16 protein-coding genes are annotated in these 19,446 nt (G+C 42.5%); 8 read left to right on the top strand and 8 right to left on the bottom strand.

Going from position 1 to position 19,446, the window contains the following annotated elements; genetic code table 11:
• The 3 genes from L8S15_RS07855 to L8S15_RS07845 form a co-directional block, all read right to left on the bottom strand.
• Complete coding sequence (locus L8S15_RS07855) at positions 1-558, bottom strand: PhnA domain-containing protein (protein WP_004730927.1); 558 nt, start codon at positions 556-558, stop codon at positions 1-3.
• 222 nt (positions 559-780) lie between these two features.
• Positions 781-3,213 (bottom strand): VolA/Pla-1 family phospholipase, encoded by a 2,433-nt coding sequence (locus L8S15_RS07850; protein WP_280572419.1) that lies wholly within the window; start codon positions 3,211-3,213, stop codon positions 781-783.
• Positions 3,214-3,226: 13 nt separating this feature from the next.
• Positions 3,227-4,486 (bottom strand): porin, encoded by a 1,260-nt coding sequence (locus tag L8S15_RS07845; RefSeq protein WP_016767434.1) that lies wholly within the window; start codon positions 4,484-4,486, stop codon positions 3,227-3,229.
• A 356-nt stretch (positions 4,487-4,842) separates the two neighbouring features.
• Here L8S15_RS07845 and L8S15_RS07840 point away from each other — a divergent pair, with 356 nt between their 5' ends.
• Entirely contained in the window at positions 4,843-5,925 is a 1,083-nt protein-coding gene (locus L8S15_RS07840) for a site-2 protease family protein (RefSeq protein WP_010429606.1), read from the top strand.
• A 103-nt stretch (positions 5,926-6,028) separates the two neighbouring features.
• Here L8S15_RS07840 and L8S15_RS07835 read toward each other — a convergent pair whose 3' ends face one another.
• Complete coding sequence (locus tag L8S15_RS07835) at positions 6,029-6,817, bottom strand: M48 family metallopeptidase (protein WP_102392807.1); 789 nt, start codon at positions 6,815-6,817, stop codon at positions 6,029-6,031.
• A gap of 138 nt (positions 6,818-6,955) precedes the next feature.
• Here L8S15_RS07835 and L8S15_RS07830 point away from each other — a divergent pair, with 138 nt between their 5' ends.
• From L8S15_RS07830 to L8S15_RS07810, 5 genes are all read left to right on the top strand, one after another.
• Positions 6,956-7,381: a hotdog fold thioesterase gene (locus L8S15_RS07830; protein ID WP_010429610.1), complete on the top strand. Its 426-nt coding sequence runs from the start codon at positions 6,956-6,958 to the stop codon at positions 7,379-7,381.
• Between the two features lie 86 nt (positions 7,382-7,467).
• Complete coding sequence (locus L8S15_RS07825; RefSeq protein WP_010429612.1) at positions 7,468-7,701, top strand: DUF3389 domain-containing protein; 234 nt, start codon at positions 7,468-7,470, stop codon at positions 7,699-7,701.
• A 163-nt stretch (positions 7,702-7,864) separates the two neighbouring features.
• Complete coding sequence (locus L8S15_RS07820) at positions 7,865-9,556, top strand: SgrR family transcriptional regulator (protein ID WP_010429613.1); 1,692 nt, start codon at positions 7,865-7,867, stop codon at positions 9,554-9,556.
• Positions 9,557-9,586: 30 nt separating this feature from the next.
• Positions 9,587-10,507 carry a DMT family transporter gene (locus L8S15_RS07815; protein WP_016788246.1) on the top strand — a complete coding sequence of 307 codons (921 nt, stop codon included), beginning with the start codon at positions 9,587-9,589 and terminating at the stop codon, positions 10,505-10,507.
• A 21-nt stretch (positions 10,508-10,528) separates the two neighbouring features.
• Positions 10,529-10,780 (top strand): hypothetical protein, encoded by a 252-nt coding sequence (locus tag L8S15_RS07810; protein WP_016789834.1) that lies wholly within the window; start codon positions 10,529-10,531, stop codon positions 10,778-10,780.
• Positions 10,781-10,887: 107 nt separating this feature from the next.
• On the opposite strand, the gene L8S15_RS07805 is transcribed toward L8S15_RS07810, so the two are convergent.
• A complete protein-coding gene (locus L8S15_RS07805) occupies positions 10,888-11,496 on the bottom strand; it encodes a DUF2238 domain-containing protein (protein ID WP_016785230.1) in 609 nt (202 codons plus the stop codon).
• A gap of 199 nt (positions 11,497-11,695) precedes the next feature.
• On the opposite strand from L8S15_RS07805, the gene L8S15_RS07800 reads away from it, so the two are divergent.
• A complete protein-coding gene (locus tag L8S15_RS07800; protein ID WP_016785231.1) occupies positions 11,696-12,535 on the top strand; it encodes a 2OG-Fe(II) oxygenase family protein in 840 nt (279 codons plus the stop codon).
• 157 nt (positions 12,536-12,692) lie between these two features.
• Positions 12,693-13,331, top strand: a complete 639-nt coding sequence (locus tag L8S15_RS07795; protein ID WP_016767430.1) for a DNA-J related domain-containing protein — start codon at positions 12,693-12,695, stop codon at positions 13,329-13,331.
• A 145-nt stretch (positions 13,332-13,476) separates the two neighbouring features.
• Here the strand turns inward: L8S15_RS07795 and mrdA are convergent, their stop codons facing one another.
• From mrdA to L8S15_RS07780, 3 genes are all read right to left on the bottom strand, one after another.
• Positions 13,477-15,375: a penicillin-binding protein 2 gene (gene mrdA, locus L8S15_RS07790; protein ID WP_010429629.1), complete on the bottom strand. Its 1,899-nt coding sequence runs from the start codon at positions 15,373-15,375 to the stop codon at positions 13,477-13,479.
• Positions 15,376-15,610: 235 nt separating this feature from the next.
• Complete coding sequence (locus tag L8S15_RS07785) at positions 15,611-17,266, bottom strand: ABC-ATPase domain-containing protein (protein WP_010429631.1); 1,656 nt, start codon at positions 17,264-17,266, stop codon at positions 15,611-15,613.
• A 119-nt stretch (positions 17,267-17,385) separates the two neighbouring features.
• Complete coding sequence (locus L8S15_RS07780) at positions 17,386-19,293, bottom strand: GGDEF and EAL domain-containing protein (protein WP_280572405.1); 1,908 nt, start codon at positions 19,291-19,293, stop codon at positions 17,386-17,388.
• Positions 19,294-19,446 lie beyond the last annotated feature (153 nt).

Raw genomic sequence — 19,446 nt, 5'->3', positions numbered from 1 at the left:
TTACTTTTTACGGCAGAACTCAGCGATTACGTACATTGATTGACCGCCGTTTGTTTTACCAGAAACAAGCTTAGGATCGTCACCAACGCTGATACCACGGATAACAGTACCTTGCTTAATCACTTGGTTAGTACCTTTGATTGGCAGATCTTTAATTACTGTTACGTCGTCACCTTTTTTTAGTTCAACGCCGTTCACATCAAGAGGCTTGTCATCAGCAGACATACCGATTTGTGCCCAAACTGATGTTTCTTCTTCAAGGTACATCATATCTAGCGCGTCTTGAGCCCAGCTTTCAGAGTTCAGACGTGTTAGTTGACGCCACGCCATTACTTGAACTGGCGCTTCTTGGCTCCACATGCTGTCGCTTAGGCAACGCCAGTGGTTGATGTCTTTAGGATCGTCAATCTCACCAAGGCATTTATCACATACCATGATGCCGTGATCCACTGTTACGTGGCTGTGTGGCGGCACTGCGTATGCAGTAAGAGAAGAATCAGAACCACATAGTTCACATTTAGATTGGCAGCGTTCTAGCATAGTAGCTTCAGAAGACATAATGGACTCACATTTATTAGGTATTAAATTACGAGGCTATTATCCACTTTATTTACAATAAAGAAAGAGGTCGTACGGTATTCTGTCTTGATTAATTTTAGCTGAGATCAACCATTTGTGTTTTAAGGTTCTATGCAAACGGTTAACGAGGGAGATTGTTCGAACGACAGATACAAAAATGCCAGCGGTTAAGCTGGCATTGGTTTCATTTAAAACTCGTTGTTATTCCAATACGGAACCAGTAATAGACGCTGCAGTTAAAGCATTATCTATTAAGAAGTCTACAGCTTGCGTCTGCATACTTACGTGATGGTTTAAATCTAATGGTAGAGGCGTAGTATCATCTTGCGGTGCCACGAATGTGCTGTGAACAGCATCTTTGCCAAATTTAACAAAGTCGCTAGTACCGTTTGGCATTGTATTGCTTGCATCTACAACTGTTAAGCCAAGTTTTGTAGCAAGCGGTGTTGTTCCAGCAAAAGGAGCATTCGCAACGGTGTTTGGTACTGTTTCGTCACCTTGCACTTGACCCATGTAGATTGGCATAGGAGTAGTAGCATCCAACAAGTAATCAGCATTTGTGTAAGGGTCAATAGTATCTAACACGGTTTGAGCTGCATACGCGAACTGTTGGAATGCTGCGGCCATTGTTGCCAGTTGTGCTGTGGTTGCACTGCCTTCAAACATTTCGTAGCACAGTTTATCCGAGCTGTTTGTACAGCTAGCAGCCGCATAGCTTGCGTACTCTGTCGAAGCCCCCAAGGCTACGTTGTGCTTAACTTGTGGGCCAAAGAAAGGTGAACCCAACAGAAGGTTAGATATTTGGCCACCAGAGTTTTCGATAGCAGCAGCGCTGAATGAATAAAGAGCATCAGCAGTTGTACTACCTAACGTACGGTTAGAAGACGCAACAGCTGTCGTTCCGACAATACCTCCTAACGAATGACCTAGAAACTTAACTTGTGAGCCAGTAGCTATGTTAAATCCCTTCAAAGGTGAACTAGTAAGTAAACCAGCTTTCAAAGATGCTGTTAATGAAGTTCTCAAACCCATAATATCTAGTGCACTTTGACGAACGTTATCACGCGCTACAGGCAAGTTAGTAAGATTTAAATAAGCTAAGACATCGGCATTTGCAGAACGTTGGTCATCCAAACTACGAGTACCGTGTATTGGTAAGTCAATAGCTAAGACAGCAACTCCAGCTCTCGCTAGGTTGTAAGCGAACGCGTAAGCATTTTCTTTTGCAGAGGTGATACCGTGTTGGTAAATGACTATATCAGTAGGATCTGTACCATTAGGCGTAAATAGCAAGAATTCGACAGATTCTAATGATTTAACTTGAGGAACTGGAGAGTATTTCGTAATAACTCTTTCGCTATCAAGTGGAGAACCATCGGCCATCGTTAAGTTTAATCCGATTAACTTTAGTTGTTCGGTTTGCTCTGTCGCTAATATGCTTGTGTCGATACCAGCAGCAGCTAACTGAGTAGCCATATTTGCTTGCTCGGCACTATGACTTAAAGCACTTGAAATTTTTGCTAAGCTAGGCATGCCCGATTCGAATGGCTGTGAGTTCCATTCAGTAGCACTAGTTTCTAGATAATAGGGTAATTGAACAAAACCTTGGGTTACATCAACGTTGTCAGTAGCGCCATACAATCCATTAATCGCGCCTTTAAGGGTTGCGATCGTTGTTGCATCGTTACCTGCAACATACTTATCAAAGTCAGTATCGTTTGCTAAAGCTGTTGTGAACAGTTCTGTAGTGCCAAATTGCATCACATAAGCTGTTGTCAGGTCAACAGAGTTAGGGTTCGCACCGCCTTTCCAGACACCATTAAGATTTGCTGAGGCCAATCCAGTTGCTGTAGCCGCTTTGGTAGCGAAAAGAGAATCGCCGACAGACTCTGTAGTAAACCACGTAGAGTAAATGATGTTTTCAGTATCAAGGTTAATCGCACCTGCTGCAGTCGCTCCGGCGAAGATCTTTTCAACACCTTGAGTGACTTGTTGTGCTTGAGCTAGGCTACCTTCAGTATACGTTACCGCACTAGATTTTAGTGCAGCATAACTTGCCGACATGCCAACAGGATCACCATTAACATCCGTGAGTTCATTTGATAGCGCCAACACGTATTCGCTCGAAGCAGCGAGTGAATCGTTGAAAACTATCGTAAAGGTGTCGGTTGAAGCACTAGACAGAACATTAAAATGAGTGCCTTGTTCCAATACGCCAGTAACAGTTGGTGCCGTCTCAGAGGTGAGTGAGTCGCTAAGCTTTAATAGGTAAACCCCGCCAGTAGCTACACCGTCAGCTAAGCCAGTACCTTCAAAATCCATGATGATTGGCATTGAAGTTGACCAGCCATCCATTGTATTCATTGCTGCGATAGGGTTAGTTAATGAGTCATCATCACCAGTCGGTAAACCAAGTGTCCCATCGGTTGCATCCATTAATGCGAAGCTAGGAAGAGGAACAGCAATATCAGCACCGGTTAGTTGAAACTTGATGTTCGTTGCTCGTGCAAGTGAATCTTGAATATATTGCTCATATTGAATTGTTGTTGAAGCCCCGGAGCTAGATGTGTCATCACCACAACCGGCAAGAAACATTGCTGAAGCAAGCAGCGAAATATTAAATAACTTTTTCATGTTTATAGTCCGTTTAGTTGAAGGTGTAGTTCATTTGAATTGCAGATAAGTAAGCTACGGCATCACCAGAGAACTCAAGTTTTTGACCTAGCTGATTAGTCTCAGTGAAGTCACCATCTTTACTTTGTACAAGTGCGAAGCCGGCGTCGATAGAAAGGTCAGGGCTGTATTGGTAAGTAAAGCCAGCGCTGTACCAGTAACGGTCACTGTCTGGGATACTCAACGTAGCTTCACCAGCTTGTTCGTCATAAGCCAAACCTGCTCTTAATGTCCATTGTTTATTCAACTGATAAGTAGCACCTAGCGAGTATCGGTTGTTGTCATCGTAATGCTCTGTTTTTTTGAAACACTCCCCATTGGTACAATCTGGGCTTGTTGCTTTAAGCTCTTTAAAGCTGCTCCAACCAGTTTGTTGCCATCCGTAATGAATAGCCCATTGGTCTGTGAGTTGATGGAAAGCTGAGATTTCTATAATTGAAGGCAAGGTGATTTTAAGGCGACCTGTTGTCGTTGTCGCGTTACCTTGTACTATGCCGCCTGTATAATCAGTAAAGTCGCCATCGTCAAAGTCAAGATCTACCTCTGAACGATAAGCGATAGAAAATCGGTTATTTTCGTTCAGTTCGTATAAACCTCCCACGTTCCAACCAAAAGCGAATGTTTCACCGGTCATGCTGATCAGTTTTGTAGAAGCTGGATCCCCCGTAATATTTGAAATAGAACCTTGGTGACGATTTAATTCAGCTTCAGCGTAAACTAGGTTTACACCACCACCGATGCTGAACTGATCATTAATTTTGTAAGCTACATTTGGGTTAAGGCTCACAGACACAAGAGAAGTATCACCCGCCAAGTCTCCTGCATATATATCGTCAGGATAGTCAGTTGCAACTCCGTAATTTGAAAACATGCCAATACCCCAAGCCCACTTATCGTTAATCGGGCTGATGTAGTAAGCTGCTGGAACAACCTGGAGAGGGGCCACATCTTTTGAAGTTTGACTTTGACCACCAGAACCTGGGACGTTGTTTTGAGTAATATTTACCTCTGGATCAACGATAGAAACCGCGCCTGAAAATTGGGCTGTATCAAATAGGGTCATCGCGGCGGGGTTTCTCGCTAGTACACTTGCGTTGTCCGCTACCGCGCCTTCACCTGAAAATGCGCGACCAAGACCTGAGGCAGAGTGCTCAGCAACTTGGAAACCAGCCGCAAGTGAGTTACATGCAAATAGCACAGAAAGTGAAACGAGAGAGCGTTGTATTGTTTTCATCCTTGACCCTCCTAGGGCATCAAATCTCATTCTTATTGTTGAAAACACAGGGAGCATTCTTGTGAACGATGCTCTAATGTAAATAACATGTTAAATTCATGTTTCATGTAAAGTCAAAGAATGAGTTGTCATTTTGTGAAGTTATATTTTTAGGGAGCGGGACTTTAACATCAATAATATGTATAAAATCAATGATTTATTCGTGGTTGGAGGTGTGACCAGAATGTTTATGCGCACTATCGGCATAAATAGTGTCCAATTGCTCAATATGTAACAGTTTTGTTTATGTTTACCGTTTATCACTAAATCGGCATAATGTTGATTCGTTTTGAAAGTCATTAGATTGGAATTTAAATTTGGAATTACTCGCTGTAGAATTTCTTGGGAAGCCACTTCGTTTAGAAGGGTCAATGGCAGGATGGCAGCAATTATTTTGGGACAATACGTTAGTGTCGCAACTTGATGCAACTACGGAGTTAGATAACGCTCGAATTCATACATTTACGCTACGTGCTGGTGAAGATACGTTGCAGTGTCACGTTGAAGCCTTGGTTCAATGGCAACCGTTTGAGATGACGTATAAAGCGTCAGTTAATGGCCAAACCATTACTGAAGGCACTCGTAATACTAAAGATATCGAGCAACAAACACCCGTTGTAGCACCTAAACCAGAGAAGCGTTTTAGCTTAATCGGTTTAGTATCACTTGGTATGAAAGCGCTCAAAAGCGCTAAGTTGATTAAAGTAGTTTTAGCCTCTGCAAGTTTAGCGGCTTATTCATGGTTGTTTTCTATTCAGTTCGCTTTGGCCTTGATCGCTTGTCTAATGTTTCATGAATATGGTCATATCAGAGCGATGAAGTACTTTGGTATGAAGACTAAAGGCATCTATTTAATACCATTCCTCGGTGGCTTGGCGCTCTCTGACGAAAAGATTAATACACGCTGGCAAGACGTGGTGATCTCGATTATGGGACCACTGTTTGGGTTGATATTGTCGTTGGTATTTATGGTGTTGTATTGGGCAACTGGTGAGATGTTCTTTGCCGGGCTTGCAGTATTTAATGCCTTGTTAAACTTATTCAATCTGCTACCGATCTTGCCTCTTGATGGCGGCCACGTGTTGAAAAGTATCAGCTTTTCGATGAACAGCGTGTTGGGTATTGTACTCTGTGTCGCAGCCGCCGTTGCAGGTGTCGTGTTGAGTTACCAATTGAACTTAACCCTGTTTGGTTTCCTATTAATTATGGGTAGTGTTGAGATTCTGTTCGAATGGAAAGGGCGTCATCACAGTCACTTGCTGCCGTTAGATAGGTATGGACAAGTAGTGTCATTCGTCTGGTATGTTGGTTTGGTGAGTAGCTTGATTGGCGTTATTTGGTATTTCGCGTCAACAGGTGATGAACTACTAAGCCTTCCGTTACAAATTCTAGGCACTTAATCTGTGAGTTGAACCAGTTCGAATAGCTCATGAAACCAACAAAAACGCCCTAACCAAAATGGATAGGGCGCTTTTGTATTAAGCCATGTTACTGATGGGTAAATTATGCTTTGCAATTTGGTTTCGTGGCACCAGACTGAGGTAACGTTTTGATGGTTGCTTGCAGATCCTTGATACGCGTGCTGTGAGAAGGGTGCGTAGACAACAGTTCTGGCGGTTGACTTCCACCTGATGCTTTTGCCATGTTTTGCCACAAGTCGACGCTCTGGTTAGGATCGAAGCCAGCCTGAGCCATATACTCTAAACCTACGACATCGGCTTCTGACTCTTGAGTTCGGCCATAAGGTAGAATAACACCGTATTGAACTCCTAAACCTAGGGCTGCCATCGTCATCCCTTGGTACTGTTTGTACTCCGAAGCTCCCAAGGCGACGCTAGTGATAGATAAACCTGTATTAGCTATTTGAGACTGAGAAAGACGCTCATTACTGTGATCCGCTAATACGTGTGCAACTTCGTGGCCGATAACTGTCGCCAATTGGTCTTGGTTAACCGCAACATTGAGCAAACCCGTGTATACGCCAATTTTTCCGCCAGGTAGCGCAAAGGCGTTCACTTGGTCGCTATCAAAAACAACGACTTCCCATTCACTAAAGCCTTGTTTAGGAATGTGTTGAGTAATACTGTTCGCTACACATTGAACGTACGCGTTGGTTTTTGCATCGTTACTGATTGGTTGTTCTTTCTTCATTTGTTCAAAAGACTGTGCTCCAAGCTGAGACATGTCTTGATCTGAAAAAAGCAGCAATTGGTTTCTTCCTGTCGGAGAAGCGCTACATGCGGTTAGGCCTGCAAGTGTGAGAAGCGAGGCAAACTTCATCCATGACGTCATACAATATCCTCTGTATATTCGGTTTTTATGCATGTTAACATCAACTTGCGTAATAACTAATAGTTGTAAGATAACTTATAGCTTTAAGACAAAAAAAGCGGCTCACGCGATAGCAAAATCAATAATTAAGGACCCAACATGACGATCTGGAAAAAGCCCGTTGACCTCGATATTTTCAACGCGACCTCAAAGAATACCTTAATTGAGCACCTCGACATTGTTTACACTGAAGTTAACGATCGTTCTTTAGTGGCGACGATGCCGGTTTGTCACTTTACGCACCAACCGCTGGGCATGCTTCATGGCGGTGCATCGGTAGTTTTAGCCGAAACGCTAGGTTCACTCGCAGCAAACTTCTGCGTTCCTGATGGTTACTATTGCGTTGGATTAGACATTAATGCCAACCACGTTCGTTCAATGCGTGAGGGCCATGTTATCGGCACTGCCGAGCCTATTCACCTTGGCGTGTCTACCCAAGTATGGCAGATAAACATTACTGATGAGCGTCAACGCTTAGTCTGTACAAGCCGGCTAACTATTGCAGTGAAGAAGCACAAACGTTAATTCGATAAGAAAGGCTGGGGACAGGAATCAATCCATCCTCAGCTTATTAACCTCATATAAACTGTTTATTTTAGTTAGAGAAATCCATGGTCATAACGTTTAAAAGTGGAAAAGTCATCGCAACAGCACATGAGCTAGTTGTTCGTCTGAATGGTGAGCATAGAGTCACACTGCAAGCGCAAGTTGATGCGATTCAACTGATCGGAAAAGGGGCAAACGTTATTTCTGCCAACGGTTCAGAATGTAAATGGTCGATTAAATTAGACAATGAACAACAGCTCCGTGACATCGCCAATGAAATTGGCTGCGATGTGATGTAATTACTGGCTATGACAGCGTTTATTCAAACCTTTCGCTTTCTGTTAAGGATACTAAACCGACTCACATTCATAATCTCTTCGTAATAAATCATAAGTTCGATTGATTTTGACTCGTAAAATAGGGAAACTGAATTCAATATCCTTTGAATAAGTTTTCCTCTTTATGAGTAGCCCAAGACTTCGTGTTCAATTTGAAACTCTATTTGAACATTTTGACGGTAAAGATTCTGATGTTCAGTTAGACGACATCACAGATGTCCTTTGTTGTACGCGCCGAAATGCCCGAATGGTTCTCAACAAGCTCGAAGAAGAAGGGTGGGTAGAGTGGTTACCTGCTGCGGGGCGGGGTAAATTATCTCAACTTATCTTTAAGCAGAATCGTTGTGATGTAAGCGAAAACTTAGCTACGCGCTATTTACAAGAAGGCAAAATTGGACAGGCACTTTCAGTGCTCGACCACAATGCTGCAAAACTCACTCAAGTTATACAGAACTATTTAGGTGTACAGTATCAAGAGGGTGAACAGGTCATACGTTTACCTTATTATCGTCCACTATCAATGCTCAACCCTACCAAATCAATGCGCCGTTCTGAACAACACATTGCTTGTCAGGTTTTTAGTGGTTTAACCCGCCTAGACGAAAATGATCAACTACAGCCGGATTTAGCTCACTCTTGGCAAAAAATAAATGACTATCAATGGCGATTTTTCTTGAGACCGGGGGTCCGCTTTCATAACGGAGAACCGCTATTAACTAATCATGTAGTGGATACGCTTTTACAACTTGAGCCGCTCAATATGTTCTCTCATATTAAAGATGTCTCATCGCCAGCAAATTGCGTCGTCGATGTTTTTTTAACGCGTCCGGATAGGCATTTCCCCCTCGCTCTCACTGAATCGGTTGCTAAAGTCACGTTACCGATGACTTTACGTGGCGAAGATTATGATATTAGACCTATCGGCACCGGCCCGTATCGCGTAGAGAAGAACGACGAAAAGCAACTCGTGTTAAATGCTTTTAATGGATACTTTGGTTTTAGGCCTCTGATAGACCGTGTTGAAGTTTGGGTTGTCGATGAGGCGTATTCATCAATGGTTTATCCAAGTCTTTCTAAGCCTGTGATGGCAGACCGTGGCGACAGTGATGAAGTTGAACTTGATCCTGGTTGTACGTATTTGTTACTGAACAGAAAAAAGGGGATTGCAAAAGATCCGGCGTGGGCAGAGTTTTTATCGAACACCTTGAATGCGGCTGATCTGTTTGTGCATATTCCCAAAGAAACTGTCATAGACCTGGGCGTACTTCACGCATATGGAATCAAGCCTGGTTGGTATGACATCAAATTGAAGACTCCAGTTTGTCCACCAGCAAACAGTAAACCGACTATAAGACTGGCGTACCAATGCCAGCATCCAATGTTTCCAACGTTAGCAAAAGCGATTGTCACAGTATTAAAGCAATACAATGTTGATGTTGAACTTCACGGTTACAAAACAGAACCACCACATGCCGATGACGTTGATATTTGGATCAACCCAATGGGTATTGCTAATAATCGAGACGATGCGTTGGCGGGTTGGTTGATGGATTACAGTTTTCTCGATGAATCTAGCCCAGCGGACGATTTTGACCAGTGGTGTCATATGATTGATCGTTGGCGGTCCGGTGAATTTGAGCAATTCCCTGCAAGACAACTTGGTAAACAACTCGTACAAAGTAATCAATTGATACCTATGTTCCATTGCTGGTTAGGTGTTAATAAAGATCAATGCGGTACGCTGCAAAATGCCAAGTGCAATGCACTTGGTTGGTTCGACTTTAGCCAAGTTTGGGTTAAGCCTGAAGTTGATTGAAATACTAGAAAATGCAATTAGGACAAAACAATGCAAACTGCGATGATCACACTTATTACGCTGGTGGCCTTTGCTGCCAATTCAGTCTTGTGTCGCTGGGCATTAATGGATCAAACGATTGATCCTTTGAGTTTTTCGATCGTGCGTATCTTGTCTGGTGCGGCGACACTTCTGATTTTATTAACCTTATCTTCCCAATCTAAATCGACATCTGAACCTAAGCTTGTGGAGTCAAAAACAAGTGCATCCGCTCTCACAAAGCTTAGGTCTCAATTTCAATTGACTTCAATATTGTCGCTGCTCGTTTATATGTTTGGTTTCTCGTTTGCTTACTTGGAACTTGGAGCCGGGCTTGGTGCTCTCGTGCTCTTTGTCGCTGTGCAATTTACTATGATTGCGGCACACTTGTTGTCAGGAAATAGAATGTCATCACTTGAGTGGGGGGGATGTCTATTGTCTGTCGCAGGTCTCGCTTACTTATTGATGCCGACAGGATCTGCTCGTTCACCAGATTTGCTCTCTATTGTATTGATGTCATTAGCAGGAATCGCGTGGGGTATTTACACGTTAGCAGGTAAAAAATCCACAGACGCTCTTCAATCAACGACTGCCAATTTTGCATTCGGTTCACTAGCCATTATCGTAGTGTTAAGTATATTTGTTGTTCTACCTAGCGTGTTACCTCAAATATCTATCACCGAACAAGGCATGATTTACGCGGTTATGTCAGGTTCTGTTGCTTCGGGAGTGGGTTATAGCGTGTGGTATTACGTCGTGAAAAAGCTCAATACTGTGGTTGCGTCGATCGCGCAGCTTTCTGTGCCAGTAATAGCAACGCTTGGAGGCGTATTATTACTATCTGAACCAGTAACCATGCAGTTTGTTGTTTCATCTACGGTTATTTTACTTGGGATCAGCTTGGTTCTTGTCGCACCTAAACTTAAGAAATAAAGAGTTGAATCATTAACTTCTATGGCTAAACCAAATAAGAAACAACCGATCAAAACGGTTCACATTTTCTGTGCGAAATGTAAAACGCAACTTTTTAAGTATCGCAAAGGTGGCAAAGGTGCACTCGTGAAGTGTTTTAAGGAGCGTATTGTTGAAGACTTCACGACAGAGCCATGTGTGTGCCCTGAATGCGGGGTTGAATTTGCGCGAGACACCTTGGTTCGAGGGACGCCTGCTTACAAATTTGTTGGTGGAAAGGTCACAATGAAATAAACAGTCATTATCAAATACCAAGTATGATGACCCACTAAAAATGCCAAAACACTGTTTGTGTTTGGCATTTCAACGTTGCTTTTGATACTCAGAATAAAAGATTGAGCTCAATAAGCTCTGACAATCCCTTGAAGCTTAAGAAGCAGTAGTGAAACAATTGCACCCGTGGTATCACACAGCATGTCTTTCTGTGCATCCCAAATATCACCTTGTGAACCAAGGAACGAGATACCTTCATCACCACCTGCAATCTCCGCGTACCACCACTCTATAATTTCATAACCTGCAGCCACACTCATGATCGCAAATAGCGCAAAGAAACAGGCCAATATCGGTTGAGCCAGCTTTTTACGAATCAAGTACTCAGCGAGTGGGTAAGCATAAAGACCAATAGAGAAGTGCGCCACGCGGTCAAAGTTGTTACGTTCAGAACCTATCATGTTATTGAACCAATCAAATGGCACTTCTGCGAAAGTATATTTCGCGCCAATCGTATGCAAGATAAGCCAGATAAACATTAGAGCATAAGACGTTTTTGAGAAAGTAAGCTTAGTCGAAAGCCACCAAATACCAACGAGAATACATAATGCAGGTACAATTTCCGCTATCCACACAGCTCTCGAAGAAGGCGAAAATGCAGAGAATAGAAAGATAACCAAATAGAAGGCGGTTAACGTAAGTAAAGGTCTATTTTGAACAAGTGGTGTAGTTGTCATCATCAGATCCCAATATAAGTTTCATTAATAGTTACACAGTTTTGAACACTGTTCAATTGGGGTGTATTACCAAATTTGTTGAAAATTAGTGTTGTAGCCCAGTATCTAGACAAACGATTGCGAGAGTTTCACAAAAGTTTGATTTACAACAAAGCGAACCATAAAATCTCTCAATCACTACATAACAAGAAAGAAAGTCATGAAACTGGAAACTGTCGATTATCTTGCTGACGACGCAGCAGAACAATTTGTTCGCTCTCTACGTGAAACTGGATTTGGCGTACTAAAAAACCACCCAATTCCGAAAGAGCTTGTTGAGTCTATTTACGAAAACTGGTACCAATTTTTCATCTCTGAAGAGAAAGAGAACTTCCACTTTAATGTTGAAACACAAGATGGATATTTTCCACCTTCAGTGTCTGAAGTTGCAAAGGGCCACACTGTAAAAGATATCAAAGAGTACTTTCACGTATACCCTTGGGGTCAGATTCCTGATCAGTTGAAAGAACAGATTCTAGATTACTACCAACGTGCTAACACTTTTGCTCAAGAGCTATTGGGTTGGGTTGAAGCGCATGCTCCTAAAGAAGTACAAGAGAAATTTTCAATTGCTCTGTCTGAAATGATTAACGGTAGCGAGCAAACATTACTTCGCGTACTTCACTACCCACCAATGCAAGGTGACGAAGAGCCAGGCGCTATCCGTGCAGCAGCACACGAAGATATCAACCTACTGACTGTTCTTCCTGCTGCAAACGAGCCGGGCCTTCAAGTTAAAGCTCAAAATGACGAGTGGTTAGATGTTCCATGTGACTTCGGTAACATGATCATCAACATCGGCGACATGCTTCAAGAAGCGTCAGGAGGTTACTTCCCATCAACGACACATCGCGTGATTAACCCATCGGGCGAGCGCCAAGAGAAGTCACGTATCTCTCTTCCGCTATTCTTACACCCGAAACCAGAAGTGGTATTATCAGAAAAATACACTGCGAATGAATATTTAATGGAACGTCTACGAGAGCTTGGCGTTATCTAATTAAATAAGTTTTATTCTCTAAAGGGCCAGCGTAATGCTGGTCCTTTTGCTTATATACGTTTAACTGTTTGAATTTTTTTTATTTGAAACTCGACAAATTTCCATAAATCGCTTTCAATTAAAGAACTTCAGGTACTTGGCCACGGGCCCATTCATTATGCTAGACAAGCTAAATACATCGAGCAATCAAGACATAAGCTGTAGTTTCCAAGCTCATATGGAAAACCCTTTGCTTTGGCCAATTATGGAAGTACTCAAACATAAGCCAAGTGGCTGGAAAGTGCATACACTAGCAGCGCACCTCAATGACCTTGGGCTTGTTCCAGTGTTAGATGCTGTGGCTGAGAAAGAGTTGTTCAAAAAGAACTTCCTCATCATGAATGCGCTTTATCAGCTTCAAGAAACCTTACACCCTGATAGCTGGCTGCAAGTCCAAGCGATGGATATCGAATTGATGAATGGTCGTTATCACGAAAGCAGTCACTGCATCGATCATCAAGACCCACTTAGAGACTACTACATTAACTGGGTTAACTATGAAGCTGATGAAGGCGAAGTCAAAAGGCTGTTGAACGAATTTTGGACTCGATACAGGAAGTTTGTTGGTGGTGATGAGCTCGATATGGATCGAAACCGAGCGTTGAGCTTATTTGAGTTACCTTTAGACGCCACTCACCATGAGATTAGAAAACGATGGAGACAACTGGCGTTGAGATGGCATCCAGACAGAGACGAAGGCAACACGGCAAAATTTCAAACGCTCTGTGAAGCGTGGCATGTATTGCGAAGCTCGTAATCGAACGTAACTTTTTGATACCTAGTTGATTTGAAGCCCAAAATAGAAGGCCCTACCTAGTGAGTGAAACAAGTAGGGCTTTGTCGTCATTACGTCTATGTGCTTTAACATACGTTATGTGTTGGTGCTATTTTATGTGTTAGTACTAGGAGTGATCTTTGTTCTGACCACTTTTATGCTCAAAAGCATAATCCAGAACTTTGCGGATATAAGGCGCACCTACTTTTGAACCACCGTTACCATGTTCAATTACAACAGTTGCGACATATTCAGGGTGTTCATAAGGTGCAAAGGCTGTGTAAAGAGCGTGGTCGAGTAGGTGCGTTGCGAGCTTTTTAGAGTTGTAAACTTGATCCTTCGCCAGATCAAACACCTGTGCCGTCCCTGATTTCCCACCACTAGTATAATTAGTTCCCTTAAATGCACGTCTGCCGCTGCCTCTACTACCGTGGTTTACGAGTCGCATTGCGTTGATCGGCACATCCCATATATTATCTGGCACCTCAGTGATAGACGGCATTGAATCAGATTTAACAAGTTGTTGCGTGTCAAAATCTTCTCCGTGATCTAACGTTGCTCGTAAAATATGGGGAGGCATGACTTTACCGTGATTAACCAAAACTGACGTTGCTTTAGCTAATTGTAGAGGTGTAGAAGTCCAGTAGCCCTGGCCAATACCGATTGGAACTGTATCACCTTGATACCAAGGCGTACGATAGCGCATCATTTTCCACTCACGTGTCGGCATATTGGCGTTACTCTCTTCATAGATATCAATTCCTGTTGGTTTGCCAAAGCCAAAGCGATTCATCCAAGTTGAAATACGATCGATGCCCAGATCAAAAGCGGTTTGATAAAAGAATGAATCAACCGATTCTTCAATCGCTTGTGTCACATCGACAGGACCATGTCCCCAACGCTTCCAATCTCGCCATGCTTTCGAATTGGATTTAGAACCTGGAATTCGCCATATACCATGATCATTACGAACGGTATTTTCTGAAATGACATGCTCTTGTAGCCCAGCAACGGCCATAAATGGTTTAACTGTAGAGGCGGGCGGGTACACGCCTAACGTTGTGCGATTCACCAAGGGATGAGCAGGATCGTTCAGTAATACTTGATAGTTTTTACTCGATATACCATCAACAAACAGATTTGGGTCATAACTAGGACTGGATGCCATCGCTAAAACGCTGTTGTCTTTCGGATCAAGAATCACAGCACTACCAGTGCGATTTTCGAGTTGCTCGAACACGTACTTTTGTAACTCGATATCGATGTTGAGAACGATGTCTTTACCTGCGACGGGGGGGACGTATTGGATTGTTCTCACAACACGACCACGGCTATTGACTTCAACTTCTTGATAACCTTTTTGTCCGTGGAGTAAGTCTTCGTAATATCGCTCCACGCCGAGTTTACCTATGGTGGTAGTGGCTTGATAGTTAGCGTCTTTACCTTGTTCTTCTAGCTTTTTTAGATCGCTATCATTGATATGAGCAACATACCCTAAAACATGAGTTAGTATTTCACCGCTAGGGTAAAAACGTTTTAGGCTGGTATTGATGGATAAACCCGGAAATTGATATTGATGAACAGAAAACTTAGCGATTTCTTCTTCTGTGAGGTTTTCCAGTATTGTTACCGACTTAAAACGGCGAGTGTTCTTAAAGCGCTTTGTGAAACGAGCGATTTGTTCCTCATTTAGAGGAATAAACTTATTGAGCTTTTCGATCATCAACTCAACGTCATCCGTTTGTTCAGGAATCATTGTCAAATCATAGACGAGTTGGTTTTCAGCCAATAGCACACCATTGCGGTCGTATATCAGCCCACGAGTCGGAGCGATTGGCAGTACTTTGATTCGATTACCATCGGCGCGAGTTTGGTAGCTCTCAAAATTTTGGACTTGGAGTCTATAAAGATTTCCAATCAAGACGAGGGTGAAGATCACAATCCCGAGAAATGCCACGATGACACGATTTCTGAATAAATTTACTTCGCTTTTATGATCACGCATTTTTACGCGTTTGTGGTTCATCAAAACCTCAGTCAGTTACATTTAGTTACATTTGTCGAGGCAGGACTTTATCTGAATATCACCATGGCTTTGTAAAAGCTGTGTCATTATTTACAAGATTGTCTGATATTACGAATGCAATAAAGAAAACTGAATTAAATTAGACGGGGATCCACGAGAAATTTAGAGAATACACGCGAAAAAATGGCCCTCATGAGTGAGAGCCGAAGATATGTATTAGTGCTGTTGGGTATATCTAGTTCGAAGGTTTGAACTGAGATTTACGCATACGGTTTAGAGCCGCCATTACATCGAGTATTCTTGGTTTTGCTAAGTCACCATATTTCGGCATGTTTGCGTACCATTCATCACTTAGAATTGCGTTGAATTCTTTTGCAGGGTTGTTTGACCAACCCGGCGTTTGTGCAAACTGGAACCAAGCCCAACCAATCGCGTTCACTTCTGAAGTCGACTCTAATTGCTCTAATGCTGAAAGGTCTGCAAATTCCTTACCAAAACGCAGTGACTCTTTGCCTTTCGCGTTAACTCGGAATTTTCCGTCAGTAAGAATGTTCATTAGTGCAGCGCGGTTTAACGAGCGAGGAACAAACGTTTCTAATGCAGTCTCACATTCGTTAGTTCGCTGAGTAGGATGTTGAGCGATCACTTCTTGAGCTTTTTCAGTGACGTCTACGGCTTGGTAGTCGTGCATTTGAATCACAGTATCTGCCACATCTAAGTAATCGCCAGAACCACCCATTACTACGATAGTTGATATGTCCATCTCTTCGCGAAGTTGACCAATACGGTCAACAAGTGGAGTGATAGGCTCAGCCCCTTTTGATACCAGCGCTTGCATACGCTCGTCACGAATCATGAAATTAGTCGCTGACGTATCTTCATCGATAAGGAGCGTTTGTACACCCGCTTCAATCGATTCTTGTAACCAAGCAGCTTGAGATGTAGAGCCAGAAGCATCTTGAGTACTAAAATCAGACGTATCTTTTTGCATCGGTAAATGGTTGATGTAGTTAGATAAGTTCAAGTTATGTACGCATCGGCCATCTTCCGCTCGGATCTTCATTGTATCCGTAGCAGTAACAATGCCTTCACGACCATCACCAGGAATATGGTTGTAGATAGAACGTTCTACGGCGTTCAATAGTGTAGATTTACCATGGAAACCACCACCAACAATCAGTGTGATACCTTTTGGAATACCTAGGCCTGTCACATCACCTTGGTTTGGTGTGTTTAGCGTCACACTCAAAGACTCTGGTGCTAGGAAAGGAACCGCACCTTTCATTGGCAGGTCACAGTTACCTGCAATACGAGGTAATACACTGCCATTTGCAACGAATGCCGCTAGGTTGTTTTCTTCTAATTGAGCACGTAATGCGTCTTGGTCTTCAACAGCTTCACAATGTTTAATCATCGCTTCAATGTTGAGTTCGCGTTCAAGCGTTGCGCGACGAATAAACTTAGGCAAATAGAATGTAATGATGTTAATTGCTTTCTTTGCAAGAATACTGCGACCATCAGCAGGTAGGTTGATACGAAAACGAATTTCGATACCGTGATCAGTGAAAACAACAGCAGTATTGTCTAAAACGGTTTGACCTGTCAGTGCAATAGAGACCGTCGCTTCTTGCTTAGCAAACTCAGAGAAGCTGCGTGCAATAAAATCACGAGCTGCTACTTGGTATTCATAAGATTTTTCTTTAAGCCAATCTAACCCTGTTAACGACCAGGCGCGTGTTGCGCGAAAACGTGAAGATGATGCATACGGGTCACCTTGAACGTGGTCGATGTGTAATTCGAAATCAGCAAAGTCGTATTGACCTTTAATTTGTTGATATGCGCGGAAGTTTTGTTTTTCGAGCTTTTTAAGCTTTGCAGTCAACTGATCCATAACGAGGAATGCCTATATAAAGGGAAGATAAAAACAGAAAGGCGGCGATTATAAAAATCACCACCTTTAGAGTAAAGAGAAAGTAGTCCTAAATCCAAAACTAACTGATCTTTTTCGCTTTAAGCGTAACAAGTTGTCCCTAAATAGTTTTGATTGATTAAGCTGTGTTCGAATTCTTGGCTCGGCATTGGTCTACCGTAAAGATATCCTTGAGCCACATCACAACCCTCATCAATAATAAACTTCTCTTGAACTTCAGATTCTACTCCTTCAATCGTCACTTTTAAGTCGAGCTTTTTGGCTATTTGAACAATAGATCGGACAATTTCTGAGTCTTCATTTGAGTTGAGCATTTGGTCGATGAAACTCTTATCAATCTTAATAACATCAAACGGAAATTTCTTAAGGTAACTGAATGATGCGTAACCGGTACCAAAATCATCTAGTGACAATGTAACGCCAATGTCGTGTAGTGATTCCAATGTATTCTTGGCAACAACTTCATCTGCAATCAGTCCACTTTCAGTGACTTCCAGTTCTAATAAATAGGGCTCAAGGTGGTAAGTTTCTAATAGGTGAACGACTTGTTCTGCAAAGTGGACGTTCTTGAGTTGGACTGCTGACACATTAACAGCCATTTTGAAGTCTTGAACGTGTTCCGACCATTCTTTGGCTTTTTCGATCGCATGACGTAGAACAAAGCTACCGACTTCAAAAATCAAACCGTTTTGCTCAGCCATGTGTATCAAAGTTTCGTTGGAGATGTCTCCCAAAACTGGGTGACGCCAACGTAGTAGAGCCTCTGCACCAACCCAGCGATGAGTTAATGGACAGACTTTGGGTTGAAAATAGAGCATGAGGTCATCATTACGAACGGCCTGTAGTAGGTAACTCTCAATCTTATTGATGTGACTTTGTTCTTCGGCATGGGTTTGCGAGTAGTAAGCAAATTTTTGTCCTGAATCTTTACAAGCAAGCATCGCTTCTGATGACTTTTGCAATACACTTTCCGCATCGTCTTCACTATCCGTTACCGCAATCCCAATAAATGCATGTAAGTGAATTTTATCGTTTTCAATATCGAACTCGGAATGTCCCACTCTAACCAAAGTTTGACAAAGCTCTTCAAGGCGATGGTCTAAATCTTTAACACTGAACGCAAGTACGAGGTCAATCGAAGTAGGGCGCGCGGTTAATACCTCAAGATCGGCTATGCTGTCGATTCGTTGTCGATATTCTACGAGCACTTGATCTAATGCGTTGTAACCATAGCGTGCTTGGATGCGTCTTCCGTTAGTAAATCCAATATGGACGACAGCGAATGAACGGCCAGTTAGCGTTGTTTTGGCTGAAAGTTTGTTGTTTAAGCGGGATTCAAACGCATTGCGGTTTAAAAAACCGGTTCCTAAATCATGATTCTTTTGGAAATTGATCTTTTGCTCAGCGGCTTTTCGTTTATCAATTTCTTGATTTAAGGAATAGTTGAGGCTTGCGAGATCCTTGGTTCGAGTATAAACGCGATTTTTCAAGTCTCGATTCATTTGAGTCAGCTTAGCGTGTTGAAACAGGGTTTTTAGCTGAGATTCTATAGAGATTCGAAAGCTTTCTAACAGCTTGATGTAGGTAGGTGTGTAATGGTTTTCTTTAGAATCTAAAATACATATGGTGCCGAAAAGCTCACCATTAGGCCATAGCAGCGGAATACCACAGTAAGAAACTAAGCCGAGCTCGACATCTGGGTTGTTTTTCCATTTTGGATCGGCCAAAGCGTTGGGCACAACGAGCTGTTGTTGAGACTCCATAACGCTTTCACAATAAAGCCCGTTTCCCAATATTTCTGTATCGCCTTTCTTATATGGGTTGTTTTCACTGCTGCTAGTAGAGAATACTTCAAGGTAATTGGTGTGAACACGCATGATGAGTGCAGCGGGCACTTGAGTGATTTGAGCTAAAAGGTCAACAATATTTTGCCAACTAGACTCCATATCGTCTGGGATGTCTAAATCTAGAGTTTTGATTTTCTTCATATGACTCCGAGTCTATTATGCTAAATGCATCAACACATCCTGTGTCAATTATGATGAACCAAAAACTGTGAATCTTACGTAAACTAAGTATAAGAAATGTTATAGAAAAAAACCTCTGCAATTTCACAGAGGTTTTCAAATATGAATCTGGGT

This window comes from Vibrio sp. S/42/10, assembly GCF_029890535.1.
Classification (GTDB): domain Bacteria; phylum Pseudomonadota; class Gammaproteobacteria; order Enterobacterales; family Vibrionaceae; genus Vibrio; species Vibrio cyclitrophicus.
Note: the sequence above shows the minus strand (reverse complement) of the source record. Positions and strands in the feature narration are given on the sequence as shown.